Here is a 14,507-nt window from a genome sequence, read left to right as displayed (position 1 = left end):
AAGCGTTTTTAGACACTAACCCACCGCTTTCCTTGGCGGCTCGCGGGTCGCATTCGTGACGACGGTATAGCGCGTGATCGGACCCTCATCGGGGTCTTCTCCCTGAAAGTGAACGTCGGCGTTGTCAGGCAACCGGCTGGTATTGCCGAACGTCTTGACCGCGGACGCACGCACCAGTTGGATGTCCGGGTCCTGCTTCATGATCTTTATTGCCGCAAGCTCGGCCGTGCTGCTGCCGCCAATGCGCCAGCTGGCCTCGAGCACACCGGATCGCCAGATACCCGACGAATCGACACCCTGGCCGATATCGTAGTTGCGCCGCGAGGCGAAAAATCCAGGATACTCGGCCATCGCCGCGTCATAGGCTCTCGCCTGCGCAATTGCCGAAGCCAGTGCGCGGGGAAGCTGAAGGTCTTCGAGAGCTTCCCATCCGCCGCGCACGACAATGAGGTCCGACCCGCCATAAACGGATTGTCCCGCATTGTCGGTCGTCGTCATTTGAGTGCCGTAGTAGGCGACCATGATTTCGTCGATCTCGGTTCTGCCAACACTCAAAGTGACGACGTCACGAAGGTCGGCTTCGAGCACCAGACCGTACTCGTCCAAGTCGGGGGAGCGGTATCGCTCGAGCAGTCTCTCGACGTCAGCGACCGTGCGAACGATGTGCTGGTCCTGGCCTCGCGAGGCAAGCGGTGGCTTGAGCCGGGCCAGCCCATGCCTCAGCAGGCGTTGCGCTGCTCGCAGCGCATCGTGCCGCGAAAACACGGTGTAGCCAGGCAATACTGCGGCGGCGACAGTTCTGCCGAAGCCGGTTGACCATTCCTTCGGTCGCTCGGCCAGGTCGTCGACCAGTTCGTGGGTTATCGCCTTGGTGGTCGCGAATCGCCAAGGCACCACGCCGCCGAAGAGGTCTTGCGGCCCGTTGATACCCAGCCGTGCCGCATCGCTGGCAAGCAAACTGTCGTCCGGCACGAAGTACAAGCGCCCGCCATTGCCGCTGCTGTTGCCTAGACCCTGCCGGAAGGCAAACCCCTTGAGCGCGGCAATGGTGCGGGCGACGGCAGCTATGGCTTCCCGCTCGTGAGCGTAGAGAGGCTCGCAGCCCGGCGCGGAGAATGCGATCACGGTGCCTTTTGGCTGGCTCGGCTGAGTGCCTCTGTACTCGGTCATCTCGCTCCTTCCGGTGCTTCCTCGTTATGGCCATTGGGCGCCGATGTTGCGGTCCTACGCGCCCTGCCCCGGGAGAACGCAGCAGATGGCAGAACGTTCAGCCCGGATTGGCAGGCTCGCCGCCTGCTGCGTCTTTTTCGAACGTGGGATCCATGCCGTACCTTGGAGCGCTGCTGCGGTGCAGAACCTTTGATCGCCAGGGACAGCGCCCCATCTGTCCTGCCGGACATCTCCCCCACGAGGGGGGAGATTGGCAGCTTCGCGGACGGCGTCCTTTTTGCGAGGTTGGTAGTTGGCGTAAGCCGCAATGACTTCGTCATCCTAGGGCAAGCAAGGAGCGAAGCGACGCGGCGCAGACCCTAGGATGACGAAGTGGAGGGGTGTCTCAGCTAATCCTAGAGGCTGCAATTGCCACTGAGATTCGCTGCTGAACGGAACTGTCGACGTTCGTTGCCGATCGGTTCGACCTGTCAAAAAGTACTGTGTCGAGGCGCGAAGTGGCGAACTCACCGATAGGTCAGCAACAGCCGGATGATCCGCGTTTTCCATCACCTGCGTTGAATATCCCGGCTGACCGTTCGCCGCCGTCGGCTTGCAAGGATGGCGGAAAGGGTGACCGGGCGGAAATCCCAGCTGTCGACGCCGGCGTCGAACTGGCGCGTAGCCGGGCTCAGCCTGCCGTGGGAATGGCCATGCAGATTGATCGATTTCTTGCCGATCTGATTCCAGGTGCGGAAAGGATAGTGGCAAAGGATCAGCAACCTGCCGTCTATCGTCAGTTCCTTGTAATGCTGTGTGCTGGCCCAACCCGCAGCCTCTATGGTCGCCGCGCCATCGTTGTTGCCGATGATCAGATGCTTCTCGCCATGAAGAGACGACAGCAGCGATGCAACGAATTCGGCCGATCCCTTGGCAAAGTCGCCGAGATGCCAGATCTGGTCATCCGGGCTGACCGTTTCGTTCCAGAGCGAAATCAGCGCTCGATCGTGTTCGGCCAGCGAGCCGAATGGGCGGCGATCGATGCGCAGAATGCGGGGATCGCTGAAATGTGTGTCGGCCGTGAAATAGATCATGGTCGTTCACAGCCTTTGCGGACGTTGTCCGAACCTCGCCTTCCCGCAATTAACATTTGAGGTGGCCAACAAGATCAGACGCGGCTAACATACTCCTCGCTTTGGAGAGTGTCGTGCGCACGAGACGTTTCAGAAAGCCAATTGTCGTTCAACCCGGTCGGATCGATCGTGACAGGGTTGTTTTGTCTGTCTCCGATGCGGCTGAAGTTCTGCTGAAGGACTGGCCGACGCCAGCGTCCAAGACGCGACTGGCTGCAATCGCAGCCTGCCTTGCTGTTATCCGCGGCGAAAAGCCGCCAAGGGTCGCACGCCAGGCGTTCATCGTCGCGGCCAAGGACGCGAGGATCCTGCTCGGCGAACAAATCTGATTCGTCAAGACCCTGCGAACCCTTCCGTTACCTCAGAGCGTCACGACGATGCAGAACGTTTGACGGCAGAGCGAGGCGCGAAGGATCACTGCGTATCAGTACTATCCGGAGCCGCCGCGAGTTGCCTCAGACAATCGCTCGATCCCAACCGCCATAGTGCTGGTCACTGCGCGTGCCGCGCGGCAGGCTGAGCACGATCAGCGCCAGACCGATCGCAACGTCCGCCACCATCGCCAGGGTTTCACCGCCGGCAAGCACGAAGGGGGACACCGCGACCCATGCGCCAAGCACGACATTGAGGAAGCGCAGCGGCCGGACCACTTCGGCCATGGCCGTGACTGCGACCATGATAATGAGACAGCCGACGACGTGATCGCTGAAGTAAAGCGGTGGCTGCGTGCCGAAGAGCAATGGCGTGGTCATCAGCAAGGCGCCGAGCAGCGTGCTTGCTGCCAGCGTCCACGGGAAATTGACGCCGCCGGTGACAAATTCCTTCAGCACCTCGAAAACCGGACGGTCGAGGTCGGCCCCAGGCGTCTGGTTCTCCGACAGCGCCGGTCCGCCCATCCAGAAGGTACGCCAGAACGGCTCGCCCGCCCTCGTCGCGCCCCAGAGATACTGGATCGTCGCCAGCACCTCATCGACGGAGTAAGGGATCAGCACCACCGTGACGGCGGCCTGGAGAATGCAGAGCGTGCACAGCGCGCCAATCAGCGGTGGCTGGATGATGATGAAGGACACGCTGACCACGCCAAGCGGAATGATCAGCAGGCCGAAGAGGAGCACCATCCACGGCATGGTGCGCCAGCGCCGGCGGTCGCCGATCGCGCCGGCGAGGATATCGAGGCAATAGGCGAAGGCGCCGAGCCCGGCATCGGCGATCGGGAAACCCTTCGAGACCCATGACGTCACCACCGCCTCGCTGCCGTTGCGCACCGGCGCGCCGCCCGGGCCGAAGAACGGATCCCACAGCCCATCCGCGTGGCCCATCTGGAAGGCGGCGAGATAGCGCGAGACGAACAGGCCGACGAAGGCCAGCGCCACGATCGGTATCCGCTGCGTGAAGGTCGATGGCGAATAGGTCCAGCCCAGCGGAATGTCGTCGTCGGCCGCCAGCGCGCGGCGGCTGATGCCAGGCGTCGGCGGGATCATCACCGCAAAGGCGACGATCAGCATGCCGACGAGCGTGTCGATGGCATAGGCGGCGGCGCTGGTCGTCCAGAACAGCAACGGCGCCAGCATCACCCAAACTCCTAGCGACGCCGTGATCCACTGCACCCAGCGCCAGCGTCGGGACATGCCCATCAACGCAAAGACCGTCACCAGCAGGCCGGAAACGATCTCGCTGACGCCGAGGCCTGCGTTGCGCAATTGCGGCTCCGCGACAGCGTGCCCCAGAGCGGGCGGCATTGCGGCTGTGACGGGATCGAACAGGCCAGTTGTCATTGGCGAGGTGACCAGCCACAGCCCAAGCGCAGCGTTGGTCATCGGCGCCCAGAGCGTCCTCGACCGATGCCGTTTTATCGCCGCTTCGACCTCTTCCTTGCTTCGCTCGAGCGGTCCCTTGAGGCGCCTTTCGGCCTGCTCGATCTCGGGGTCCGAAGCCGCGACAACCGGCGGGTCGAGCTTGTTGGCCGCATACCAGTCCGTGGGGTCCTGCTTCAGCCGGCGGATCATCTCCGGCAGAGTGTCCAGCAGATTGTGTCTGGGCGCCCAGCCCAGCACGGTTTTGGCCCGCGAAATGTCGATCTCGTAATGATCGTCCGAGTTCTCGATCATCCACGGTTTGATGTCGGTGTCCTGGTCGAGCACCTCCGTCTGCACCCAGGCGCCCAGCTTCGTCAGCTGCTTCGGCAGCGCCAGGGTACGCCAGTCCTCGCCATGGATGAGCCGGCCGATGCGCTTCTGCATCTCCTCGTATGACGGTGTGTCTTCTTCGCCGATCAGAAGCACGGTCTCGGCCGGAAGTTCGGCGCGCCGGTCGACGGTGCGCACCACCGCATCGACGAGATCGTCCTTGTGAAGATAGGGCTGGCCGGCGGTGATATCGCCGGCGAACAGATAAGCGGTCGGCAAGCGCTCGAAGATGCGGGCGATCTGCTGGGCAACAAAGGCCGCCCGGCAGTCTTCGTCATAGACGCCGGCGAGCCGCAGGATCACCGTCTTGATCTGGCCGCGCTCCCGCGAAATCAGCGCCTCGGTTTCGGCTTTCGATCTTGGGTAGGCCCAGGCCGGGTCAAGCGGCGAGTCCTCATTGATTTTCGCGCCCTTCTCCGGGCTTGGCGCATGGACGAGAAGCGTGCTGGAGAACACGAACTGTTCGCTCTCGACCGCCGTCAGCGCCTTCAGGAGCCGGCGCGTGCCCTGCACGGTGACGGCGTCATATCTGGGGTTGTCCTCACCGGTCGTGTCATAATAGGCGGCAAGATGGACGACCGAAGCGATGCGGCCGCCGCTGCGCTCCCGTGCCGCCTGCACAGCCCTGCTCACGCCCTCATCGGAGGTGAGATCGATCTCGATCGTCTCCATGCCGGCGGGGGCATGCTTCGGTTTTGCGACGTCAAGGCCGATGACGCGATAGCGATCGATCAAGCCTCGCGCGATCGCCTGCCCCAGGAAGCCGCTGCTGCCGGTGACAAGAACCGTCGGAAGGGTCGTGCCGTGATTTGCCACGGCTCAGGCCTGTTCGCCAAGCCGTCTGGACTTCAGCCCGGCAACCTGCCGGTTCGGATCACGGTTAGCCGCAGTTCCATTCAGCCGGATGTGGCGCAATGTCTTGTCGAAGCTCATCATTGCCTCAAAGTAGGAAGCCCCTCGCGCCCCACTCAGTGAGTAACACCGGCATGGCGGAAATGTTTCCGCGTCAGGTCGGGAAAATTGTTGCTATCCATCCGGAGAGACGGATCTGTTCCGCCTGCCTATTCGGCATTCCATTCCGCCTTGCGTGCCCGCGCTTCCTCGAAGATCAGCTTGAACTCCCGCATCATCGCGCTCTCAATGGCGAATGCACGGCTTGGCACCGCGCCGGGGTCTTCCTGATTGTTCTGGAATTGAAAGCGGGCTTCCAGTTCGGCCCATATCCGCTCGGAAGTCTTGTCGAGGCCGGCAAGCAGCGCGACGACCAGCGCCAGAGTCTCGCGCTGGGCATTGAGCCGCCCCTCGATCTCTTCATTCGTCAATTCGGACATGTGGGATCGCTTCCGGTTTCAGGCGAAAACGGCAAAATCGCGCCCTTGTTCCGGAATTCAGCTCGTCGACTCGCCGAGAGAGCCTACTCCTCCCTGAAAGCGCGCTGGATCTGATCCGCCAAAGGTTTCACGAGATAGGACAGCATGGTGCGGTTGCCGGTCGAAAAGAACACCTCGACAGGCATGCCTGGCGCCAGGGCCACGCCCTTGAGCCGGCTAAGCTCTGTGCGCGGTAAAGCAACATGCACAGTGTAAAAGCCGGTGCCTGTTTTCTCATCGACATTGAGGTCGGCGGAAATCTTGCTGACCGCACCATTCAGTTCCGGCGTCGTTTGCTGATTGAATGCCGACAGCCGCAGGGTCGCGCCTTGCCCTGGCGTCAACTGATCGATGTCTTGCGGAGCCACGCGCGCCTCGACGGTCAGGTCGTCCGTCACCGGGACAATCAGCATGATGAGTTCGCCTGGAGATATAACGCCACCGACCGTGTGCACGCCGAGCTGATGAACGACACCGTTCTGCGGACTGCGTATGTCGATGCGTTTGAGCTGATCTTCGGCCGAAACCTTGCGCTCGACGGACTCGGAGATCTTTGCCTGGACGTCTCGCAGTTCGCTTGCCACTTCGCTGCGCAAATCCTGGTCGATCTGGATAATCTGCAAACGGATTTCGGAGGTACGACCCTTCGATTGCGCTATGGCCGCAGTCAGTTGCCCGTGCTCGCCTTTAAGCCGCACAGCATCGCGTTCAAGCGCAGTAATACGATCGATCGAAACCAGCTTGCGTTGCCAAAGTCTGCGCATGCCTTCGAGCTCAAAGCCGATCAACTTGATTTCCTGGCTCTTGGCATCTCTTTGCTCGGTCAAGCCGGAAACCTCTTCGGCAAGCTGCGCAATGCGCTCCTGCAACTGAGCCTTCTGACCGGCGCGTGCCTGTCGGCGAAATTCGAACAGAGATTGCTCGCCGGCCATCGCCCGACCAATCTCGGGGGCATCCTGGCGCGACACAAGCGAAGCTGGAAAGACGATGCTTGCCTTGCCGTCGCGCTCGGCCTCAAGGCGAGCCAGCCGCGCCTCGAATTCGTCCAGGCTCTTCGAGACGATCGCCAAATTGGCCCGGGTGATGGTTTCATCGAGGCGGATCAAGACCTTGCCCGATTGCACGGCATCGCCTTCCCGGACGAAGATTTGACCGACAACGCCACCCGTCGGATGCTGCACCTTCTTGACGCTGGAATCGACAACCAGCTTTCCCGAAGCGATGACGGCTCCGGAAATCTCGGTGACGGCAGCCAAGCTCCCCGCCCCGCCAACCAGCAGGATGCAGGTTGCGACACCGCCAAGCAGATAGCGTCGAATGGTGCGCTCGGCCGCGAATATCATGCGTTGCGCCATCAGGATGCCGTCTCTTCTAGTCCGGAAACGACTTTCAAGGGAACGCCCGCCGGGCGGGTTATCTTGTTCAAGATCTCATTTTTTGGGCCAAAGGCCTGAATACGGCCGTTCGCCATCACAAGAACCTGATCCAGGCTGGCAAGCGCGCTCGGACGATGTGCGACCACGACGGCAATACCGCCTCGCGCGCGCACGCCTTGGATCGCCACCGTCAACGCCGCCTCGCCTTCCGCATCGAGATTGGAGTTAGGCTCGTCGAGAATAACCAGAAACGGGTCACCGTAGAGAGCCCGGGCAAGCGCCACCCGCTGCCTCTGGCCAGCCGAAAGCGCCGAACCGGCCTCGCCGATACGCGTCTCGTAGCCTTCCGGCAGGTGGATGACGAGATCATGAACGCCGGCCGCGCGCGCAGCCGCCAGTATCTTGTCCGAGGGCGCTTGCGGTTCGAAGCGCGCGATGTTCTCGGCAATGGTGCCGTCGAACAGTTGCACATCCTGCGGCAGATAGCCGACATGCTTGCCCAGTTCTTCCGGCGACCACTGGTCGAGCGTTGCGCCATCCAGCCTGACGGTGCCGCGAACTGGCAGCCATATGCCGGCAATTGCGCGCACGAGCGATGACTTGCCCGAAGCGCTTGGCCCGACGATGCCGAGGCCGACGCCCTGTCCCAGTGCAAAGGTGGCGTCCTGCACGACCATCCGGCGCTCACCCGGCGGTGCGACACTGATACTTTCGACCGAAAGAGCAGATCTCGGAGCAGGCAGCGAGACACTTGTCGCAGTTTCGGGAAGCAGGACCAAAAGCTGGGTCAAGCGGGCCCAGGCCTGGCGGGCGGTGACGAAGCCCTTCCAGTGGGCGATAGCCAGTTCGATCGGTGCGAGCGCCCGGCTCATCATGATCGAACTGGCGATCATGATGCCGCCGGTCGCTTCCTGATGGATGACCAGATAAGCGCCGATCGCCAGAATGCCCGATTGCAGCATCATGCGCAGGATCTTCGCGATCGTTGCGAGCGTCCCGGCAAGGTCGCTGGCCGTTGCATTGGTGTCGAGATAGCCGGCATTGATCCCTGACCAGCGCTCGGCGATGCGCGAGCCAAAGCCCATGGCCTGCAGAACCTCGGCATTGCGACGTGTCGCTTCGGCAAGTGTATTGCGCGCTGCCGCTTGACTGTTTGCCTTTCTGGCGGGCTCTCTCGTGCGAATTTCGGCAAGCAATGCCAGGCTGAACAGAATGACCACGCCGGCCAGCGCCGTCATGCCGATCCAGAAATGGAACAGGAAGCAGATTGCCAGGTAGAGCGGCATCCACGGCAGGTCGAAAAGCGCGGTCGGGCCGGCGCTCGACATGAAGGATCGCACCTGGTCAAGGTCGCGCAACGATTGAAGGCCGTCGCCTGCGAGCTTGGTTCGCAGCGGCAGACGCATGAGGGCGGCATAGACCTGTCCGCTCAAGCGTGCGTCCAGCGCCATCCCGATGCGCACCAGCAAACGCGACCGGATGAGTTCGAGAACGCCCTGAAAAACGAAAAGTGTGCCGGCAAACACGGCGAGCCCGACGAGCGTCGGCACGCTGCGGCCGGGTATGACACGATCATAGACCTGCAGCATGAAGAACGAGCCGGTCAGCGCCAGGACATTGACGACGCCGCTCATCAACGCAATTCCGGCCAACGCTCGCCGGAAGGAGGCCAAAACCGCCGCGAGTGTCGTTCGCGGCGGCTCGGGTGGAATGGGATGCGACGTCGGCTTCACATCAGTTCCAGTTCGGTCTCAGGCGGCAATGGCCGCGCCCGAAATGATGACGAACGTGTCGGTGCCGAGCCCATCTGTCAAATGTCAGATAACCCAGTCTTGCAACGCATAGGCATGGATGTAGTCGATCTGCATTTCGGCAGGCGTCGCAAGCTCGTCGGCGGGCTCTCCCGCCTGGCCACCGATCCCCATATTCACCAGCATATACATCGGGTCATGCATGTCGGCAGGCGTTGCGGCACGAGCGACTTCGACGTCGTCGAAATACCAGACGAGTTCGTCTTCTGTCCAAAGCACGCCATATGTGTGGAACCCTTCGGTATCCGCGGCATAGGCCGTCGTGCCTACTGTTGTATGCGTTCCCGTCGCGTTCGAGTGGCCTGTCAGGATGAGCTTGTTTGGATCTTTACCGAACATCTCGATGACGTCCAGTTCCGGTGGCCAGGAGCCGTCCGCCGGGAGAAGCCAGAAGGCCGGCCATGCCCCTTGTGTTTCGGGCATGTCGGCTCGAATTTCAAAATAGCCGTAGGTCTGCGCGAAGGATTCGTAGGTCGTCAGCAACCCTGACGTGTATTCGTAGTTATTTATATGGGGACGGATCGCCTCAGGAGCCCGGGCGGCGGTAATGGTGAGAACGCCGTCCTCGATGCTGAATGGATTGACGGAGCGTGTCGGGGCGTAGTCGGTATCGATGTACCATTGAAGATCATTGTTGCTCGTGAGCGTGCTGCCGTTCTCGGCTCCCCACCAGTAATTCGAATCCCAGGTGCCGCTCGAGCCGTTCCACAGGTCCAACGTATCGAACTCGTCCGAAAAGGTCAGTTCCAGGGCCGACCTGTCCACGGCCAGCTTGAACTGGCTTGCGGTGAAATCGCCGATGGTCTTGTTGGCGAAGACAAGAAACTCGCCGTCGGACAGATTTAGGCGGACGTTGGCTCCCGACTGGACCATGTTGGCGCGCACCTCTTCGAAAGAGGTGAAGCCGTAGCTCCCGACGCGAACCGTATCCGTCGCGCCAAGGTCCAGGATCAGGTCACTGCCGTTGCCGGGGTTGACGACGAAAATGTCCGCCCCGGATCCGCCCTTGAGCACGTCATCGCCCTGCAAGCCGTCGAGCGTCTGTTGGCCGGAGCCGCCAGTAACGATGTTGTTCAGCTCGTTGCCGAAAGCATAGCGTTTGTCGCCGGTGACCGTCAGGTTCTCGAAATTGGCCGGGAGCTTGTAACTCATCCAGGTCGAGATGGTGTCCACCCCTTCGCCGGACAGCTCGACCGCCTTGTTTTTCGCGGCATACAGATAATAGATGTCGTCGCCCTTGCCGCCACGCATTGTGACGGTGACGTTACCGTCGCCATACATCGAGTCGTTGTATGTGCTGCCATAAAGTGTTGAGCTGGAACTCGTCGCCGAATACCACCTTACGGAGGATCCGCTGTAGGGAAGTGGAACGCCTTTGGCGTTCAGTACCGTGGCCATCCCGGTCCTTTCTCCTTTGTCTCGCTCGATAGCAGCCCTAACATCTATCGAGGGAAAAAGGAGCCAGCACTTTCTCACATTCGAGTTCGGAAGGTTACCAAATGGTTATCACGTAGTGGGAGCACTTGCCGGGGAGCTTCACTGCCTCGAGTGCATAAGGTTGGGCCAACTGCAACATGATCGAAGATGTGGTGAGGCAGATCGAGACCGACCTCACCGCATTTCGCATCTCGAATAGCATTTACCGCTGACCGGTGATGAAGAACTGCTAAAAGACCTTGAAAGCGCCCGCGTCGGCTCGTGCATCGACATCGGTGATCAGCATGTGCCCCGGCGATACCGTGATCGAGGTCGCCAGCTCGACACGAGCAAGTGCATCCTGTGCGGTGATGCTGCTGGCCCAGAATACAGGGACCTCCCCGTCGATGATTTTGACCGCATCGCCCCAGTCGGGAGCCATCAAATCGGCTATTCCGATGACCGTGGGATCTCCGACATGGATGGGAGAGCCGTGGGCATGCGGGAAGCGTGCGGTGAGAGCGCGAACCCTGTCGACATCGCAACGGCTTATCGGACGCATCGAGACGACCATTTCGCCACCAAACGGTCCGACGCGACACGTCTGGATCCTGGTTCGAAACTTGGGCGAGGCCTTGCCGCAGCCGATGCGGCTCAGTTTCTTTTCGGCAAGTGCAGCTTCGACGGTCAGCGAACTGCCGAGCGCGAAAGCGGCAAAATCATCCTGCCACAGGTCGATGATGTCCGTCCTGCGACGGGTCAGCTCGCCGAAATGATAGATGTTGTACTGGGGGGCATCGGTGCGGATGTCGATGTCGCCCAGCGCCGGGATCAATGGGCTGCCGGCGCGATTAACGCCGACCAATGGACAGGGTTTCGGGTTGCGGATGCAGTACTGGTGGAAATCGCAGGCAAAGCTGCGCGGCACGATCACAACATTGGCCTGGAGCTTACCGTGCGCCAGCCCCCCTGTATGGCCCTCATAGGCGCCGATTCTGACAAGCCTGCGCAGCCTGTCCGCATCGACCAGTCGCAGGTCCTCGAAGATCGGTGAAGTGGTCAGGCGAGCCATGGCTTCCGGTTCAGAGACAGGTCGGGAGGGCGTAAGATCGTTGGCGGCTCGGCTGCTTGTCAAATTGTCAGAATCTTTCCTCAACGATAAATTGTATTTATTGGCCGGCCAACGATTGCTTCATCTTACGACTGACGCTTGCGCAAACCTTTTTGGTTGTCACTAACAGCTGCGGCAGCCGATCGCTTCTATCTGTCGGCCTGCCTCGTGCAGGAAGCCAAGGTCCCGCTCCATGTAGAAGAGCAGGAAAGCAGAATAGAGGACAAAGACGAGGCTAAACACCAGCGTCTTCACGATCAGCGAAAGCGCAAAAACGTTGAGGTGCGGCGAGGCGCGCGCCAAAAAGGCCAGCACAAGGTCGGATAACAGCATGCTGATGATGAGCGGGAAAACCAGGGTCAATGCCATCATCAGAATGCGGTTCAAGAGATCGAGGAAGATGCCGGCTGCATCCTTGCTGAACACCGGGAGAAGCTGGTCGATCGGCCACAGGCCATAGCTGTCGTAGAGGCTGGTCAGGGAAAGTTCGAGGCCGCCGGCGGCCAGGTAGACCGTGACCATGATGACGGCGAGCAAGGTGCCGGTGGCGCTCGTCTCATGGGTCATCATCGGATCGATCAGCGTGCCCATCGTCGAGCCGCGCTGCAGGTCCAGGATATCGCCGGCAGCCTCGGCCGCCCAGAACGGAATGCCCATCGCCAGCCCGAGCGTTACCCCGACGACGACCTCCTTGAGCATGTAGGCGACGATCATCGTCGTGGCGATGTCGGTGTTTGTCAGCTTGTCGACGATCATCGGAAAGACCGGAACCGCCAGCGCCAGGGCAACGCCGTTGCGCAGAAGGCCCGACAGCGGCACGCGCGAAAAGAGCGGCATCAGCAGCATGAACCCGGTCATGCGGGCGAGCGCGAAAGCTCCCGCCAAAAGAAACAACTGTAGCTCCTTGACCGACGCGAAGAAGGGTTCGACCGGCATCCGCGCGCCTCAACGCGTGACGACGGGGAATTCGTCCAGCGCCGTCGAGGCCTGCTCGGCGATCTGCTGGCCAAGCAGCGGGCCGAAGACGATGATGACCAGCAGGATCACGACAAGCTTGATCGTCTGCGGCAGCGACTGGTCCTGAATTTGCGTCAGCGCCTGGGCCAGCCCGACCAGGATGCCGACGGCCAGCGCCGCGATGATCGCCGGGCCTGACGCGAACAGCACCGTCAGGAGCGCGCCCTGGACCTTCGCCAGGATGAAGTCATTGCTCATACAAACCTCCCAGCGGCGTCAGACGTAACTCAGGATCAGGCCGTGCATCAGCCGCGACCAGCCATCTATGGCGACGAAAAGGAACAGTTTCAGCGGGACCGAAATGAGGACCGGCGAGACCATGATCATGCCGAGCGTCATCAGGATGTTGGCAACGACGATGTCGATGATGAGGAACGGAAGATAAAGCAGAAAGCCGATTTCAAACGCCCGCGTAAGCTCGGACGCGACAAAGGCAGGAACAAGTATCGAAAGATCGTCGTCCTTCAGATCTTGTCGTGCCTGTTCCGGCCACAGGCGGTTCGTCCCATCGAGAAAGAACTGCCGCTCTTCCGGCTGGGTGAACTTGATCAGGTGCTGCTGCAATGGTTCCCTCACCAGTTGCGCCGCCCTGGCGAGGTCGTCGGTCGTCTGGAACTGAACCTGCCCTTCCTGAAGCCGTCCCGACATCTCGCTCAGCAACGGCGTCGTGACATAGACCGTGAGCACGAGCGCTATGCCGTAGAGGACCAGATTGGGCGGCATCTGCTGGACGCCGAGCGCGTTGCGGATGAGGAACAGCACGACCGAGATTTTCAGGAATCCGGTCATGGTCACGACTGCCAGCGGCAGCAGACCGACAAAGCCGACGGCAATCAGGATCCCAAGCAGGTTGGGCGAATTGTCAAGCATTGTCGAACATGCGGGCGATCCGCACGCCCAGGCTCTCCCCAATCCGGACGATCTCGCCACGGCCGACGCGTTTGCCATTGGCGATGATGTCGACCGTCTCCTTCGTCACATTGGCGAGCGGAACGATGGCACCGGGCGCAAGCCGCCTTACCTCGCCGAGAGGCATCGCCGTGCGGCCGAGTTCGAAGGCAAGCACAACCGGCAGCTCGTCCAGAGTTGCCTCCTCCAATGTCTGATCGGCGTGCGGCGGCGTGTCTTGGTTCATGGTCCACTCCCATTTCGATCCAGCGATTGCAGTCGGCGCGGCAAGCAGTTGCGGCCCGCTGGCAGTCAGCACGGCGGGGGCATAAAGCCGCTCGGCAATGACCAACGCCGCGTCTTCCTCTTCGTCATCGAAGAGCACCACATCGCCAGGTTGCAAGCTTTGAAGATCACCATGGCTGATGGTCAGCGCGTGGCGCCAGAGGCAGACCGGCATCGGGAATTCGGCAGGGAGCGGCGGCCGTGCTTTGCCGATCGCGTCGAGAAAGCCACCGGCCCGCACCGCCAGACCGACGCTGTCGGTGTGCAAGGCGCAACCTATGGTTTCGTCCTTGCCGGTCAGGACGAAAGCCAACGCGGTTTGGTCCAGAACGCTGTCTTCTTGTTCGATCGACGTAATAGCGATCGTCTCGCCCAGCTTGCTCTCGATCCATTCGAGATCCTTTTCGAATTCGGACTCCAGCAGCAGTGCGGCGTGAGCGGGCGCCAGTCGTTTCAGGTCGATCAGCTCGTCAGCCTTGGCAAGACCTCGTTCGACAACAGATAACGGCAGGCGCAACTTGCCCGCCATGTCTCCGAGAGTGAACGCAATCGTGCATATTGGCTGGTCCACAGGGTTCGGCGCCGGCCAGACGGCGGCGAGCGCCATGGTTTTCCCGGCAATCGTGATCTGCGCGGCAGCACGGCGGCGGTAGAAGGCGTTCAATGCCTCAACCTCTCCAGCCGCAACAGATTCCAATGCCAGCGGCTCGCCAACGCTCGAGCGTGTGCGTCTCACCGGTTCTGCGCGCGCTTTCCTTTTTGCCG

The 14,507-nt window shown here is 61.2% G+C and carries 13 protein-coding genes; 1 reads left to right on the top strand and 12 read right to left on the bottom strand.

The genetic code is table 11. The annotated features are described in order from the left end of the window. Positions 1-15 precede the first annotated feature (15 nt). Together AC0L2A_RS01915 and AC0L2A_RS01910 are read right to left on the bottom strand one after the other, a co-directional pair. On the bottom strand, positions 16-1,170 hold the full coding sequence (locus tag AC0L2A_RS01915; RefSeq protein WP_473607280.1) for a DUF3182 family protein: 1,155 nt from the start codon (positions 1,168-1,170) through the stop codon (positions 16-18). Between the two features lie 548 nt (positions 1,171-1,718). Further along, on the bottom strand, positions 1,719-2,243 hold the full coding sequence (locus AC0L2A_RS01910; RefSeq protein ID WP_473607279.1) for a metallophosphoesterase family protein: 525 nt from the start codon (positions 2,241-2,243) through the stop codon (positions 1,719-1,721). A 113-nt stretch (positions 2,244-2,356) separates the two neighbouring features. Here AC0L2A_RS01910 and AC0L2A_RS01905 point away from each other — a divergent pair, with 113 nt between their 5' ends. Then, positions 2,357-2,611 carry a DUF982 domain-containing protein gene (locus tag AC0L2A_RS01905; RefSeq protein WP_091590175.1) on the top strand — a complete coding sequence of 85 codons (255 nt, stop codon included), beginning with the start codon at positions 2,357-2,359 and terminating at the stop codon, positions 2,609-2,611. 126 nt (positions 2,612-2,737) lie between these two features. On the opposite strand, the gene AC0L2A_RS01900 is transcribed toward AC0L2A_RS01905, so the two are convergent. The 10 genes from AC0L2A_RS01900 to sctQ form a co-directional block, all read right to left on the bottom strand. Beyond that, entirely contained in the window at positions 2,738-5,284 is a 2,547-nt protein-coding gene (locus AC0L2A_RS01900) for an NAD-dependent epimerase/dehydratase family protein (protein ID WP_473607278.1), read from the bottom strand. Between the two features lie 245 nt (positions 5,285-5,529). After that, positions 5,530-5,799, bottom strand: coding sequence for a hypothetical protein (locus AC0L2A_RS01895; RefSeq protein WP_236388238.1), 270 nt, complete (start codon positions 5,797-5,799; stop codon positions 5,530-5,532). Between the two features lie 83 nt (positions 5,800-5,882). Beyond that, positions 5,883-7,193: an HlyD family type I secretion periplasmic adaptor subunit gene (locus AC0L2A_RS01890; protein ID WP_473607277.1), complete on the bottom strand. Its 1,311-nt coding sequence runs from the start codon at positions 7,191-7,193 to the stop codon at positions 5,883-5,885. After that, the gene (locus tag AC0L2A_RS01885) at positions 7,193-8,947 is read right to left on the bottom strand and encodes a type I secretion system permease/ATPase (RefSeq protein WP_473607276.1); all 1,755 of its coding nucleotides are present in this window, start codon (positions 8,945-8,947) and stop codon (positions 7,193-7,195) included. Before AC0L2A_RS01885 ends, AC0L2A_RS01890 begins: the two co-directional genes overlap by 1 nt. An 84-nt stretch (positions 8,948-9,031) precedes the next feature. Next, the gene (gene eglC / locus AC0L2A_RS01880) at positions 9,032-10,423 is read right to left on the bottom strand and encodes an endo-1,3-1,4-beta-glycanase EglC (protein ID WP_473607275.1); all 1,392 of its coding nucleotides are present in this window, start codon (positions 10,421-10,423) and stop codon (positions 9,032-9,034) included. Between the two features lie 268 nt (positions 10,424-10,691). After that, positions 10,692-11,513: a D-glutamate cyclase family protein gene (locus AC0L2A_RS01875; RefSeq protein ID WP_473607274.1), complete on the bottom strand. Its 822-nt coding sequence runs from the start codon at positions 11,511-11,513 to the stop codon at positions 10,692-10,694. A 162-nt stretch (positions 11,514-11,675) separates the two neighbouring features. Beyond that, positions 11,676-12,488: a type III secretion system export apparatus subunit SctT gene (gene sctT / locus AC0L2A_RS01870; protein WP_287294520.1), complete on the bottom strand. Its 813-nt coding sequence runs from the start codon at positions 12,486-12,488 to the stop codon at positions 11,676-11,678. 9 nt (positions 12,489-12,497) lie between these two features. After that, complete coding sequence (locus AC0L2A_RS01865; protein ID WP_287205261.1) at positions 12,498-12,767, bottom strand: EscS/YscS/HrcS family type III secretion system export apparatus protein; 270 nt, start codon at positions 12,765-12,767, stop codon at positions 12,498-12,500. Positions 12,768-12,785: 18 nt separating this feature from the next. Then, positions 12,786-13,439 carry a type III secretion system export apparatus subunit SctR gene (gene sctR / locus AC0L2A_RS01860; protein WP_202363682.1) on the bottom strand — a complete coding sequence of 218 codons (654 nt, stop codon included), beginning with the start codon at positions 13,437-13,439 and terminating at the stop codon, positions 12,786-12,788. Further along, positions 13,432-14,406, bottom strand: a complete 975-nt coding sequence (gene sctQ / locus AC0L2A_RS01855) for a type III secretion system cytoplasmic ring protein SctQ (protein ID WP_473607273.1) — start codon at positions 14,404-14,406, stop codon at positions 13,432-13,434. Before sctQ ends, sctR begins: the two co-directional genes overlap by 8 nt. Positions 14,407-14,507: the final 101 nt, after the last annotated feature.

It is taken from the genome of Mesorhizobium sp. WSM4844, from assembly GCF_055811775.1.
This window is presented reverse-complemented; position numbering and strand designations above follow the sequence as displayed.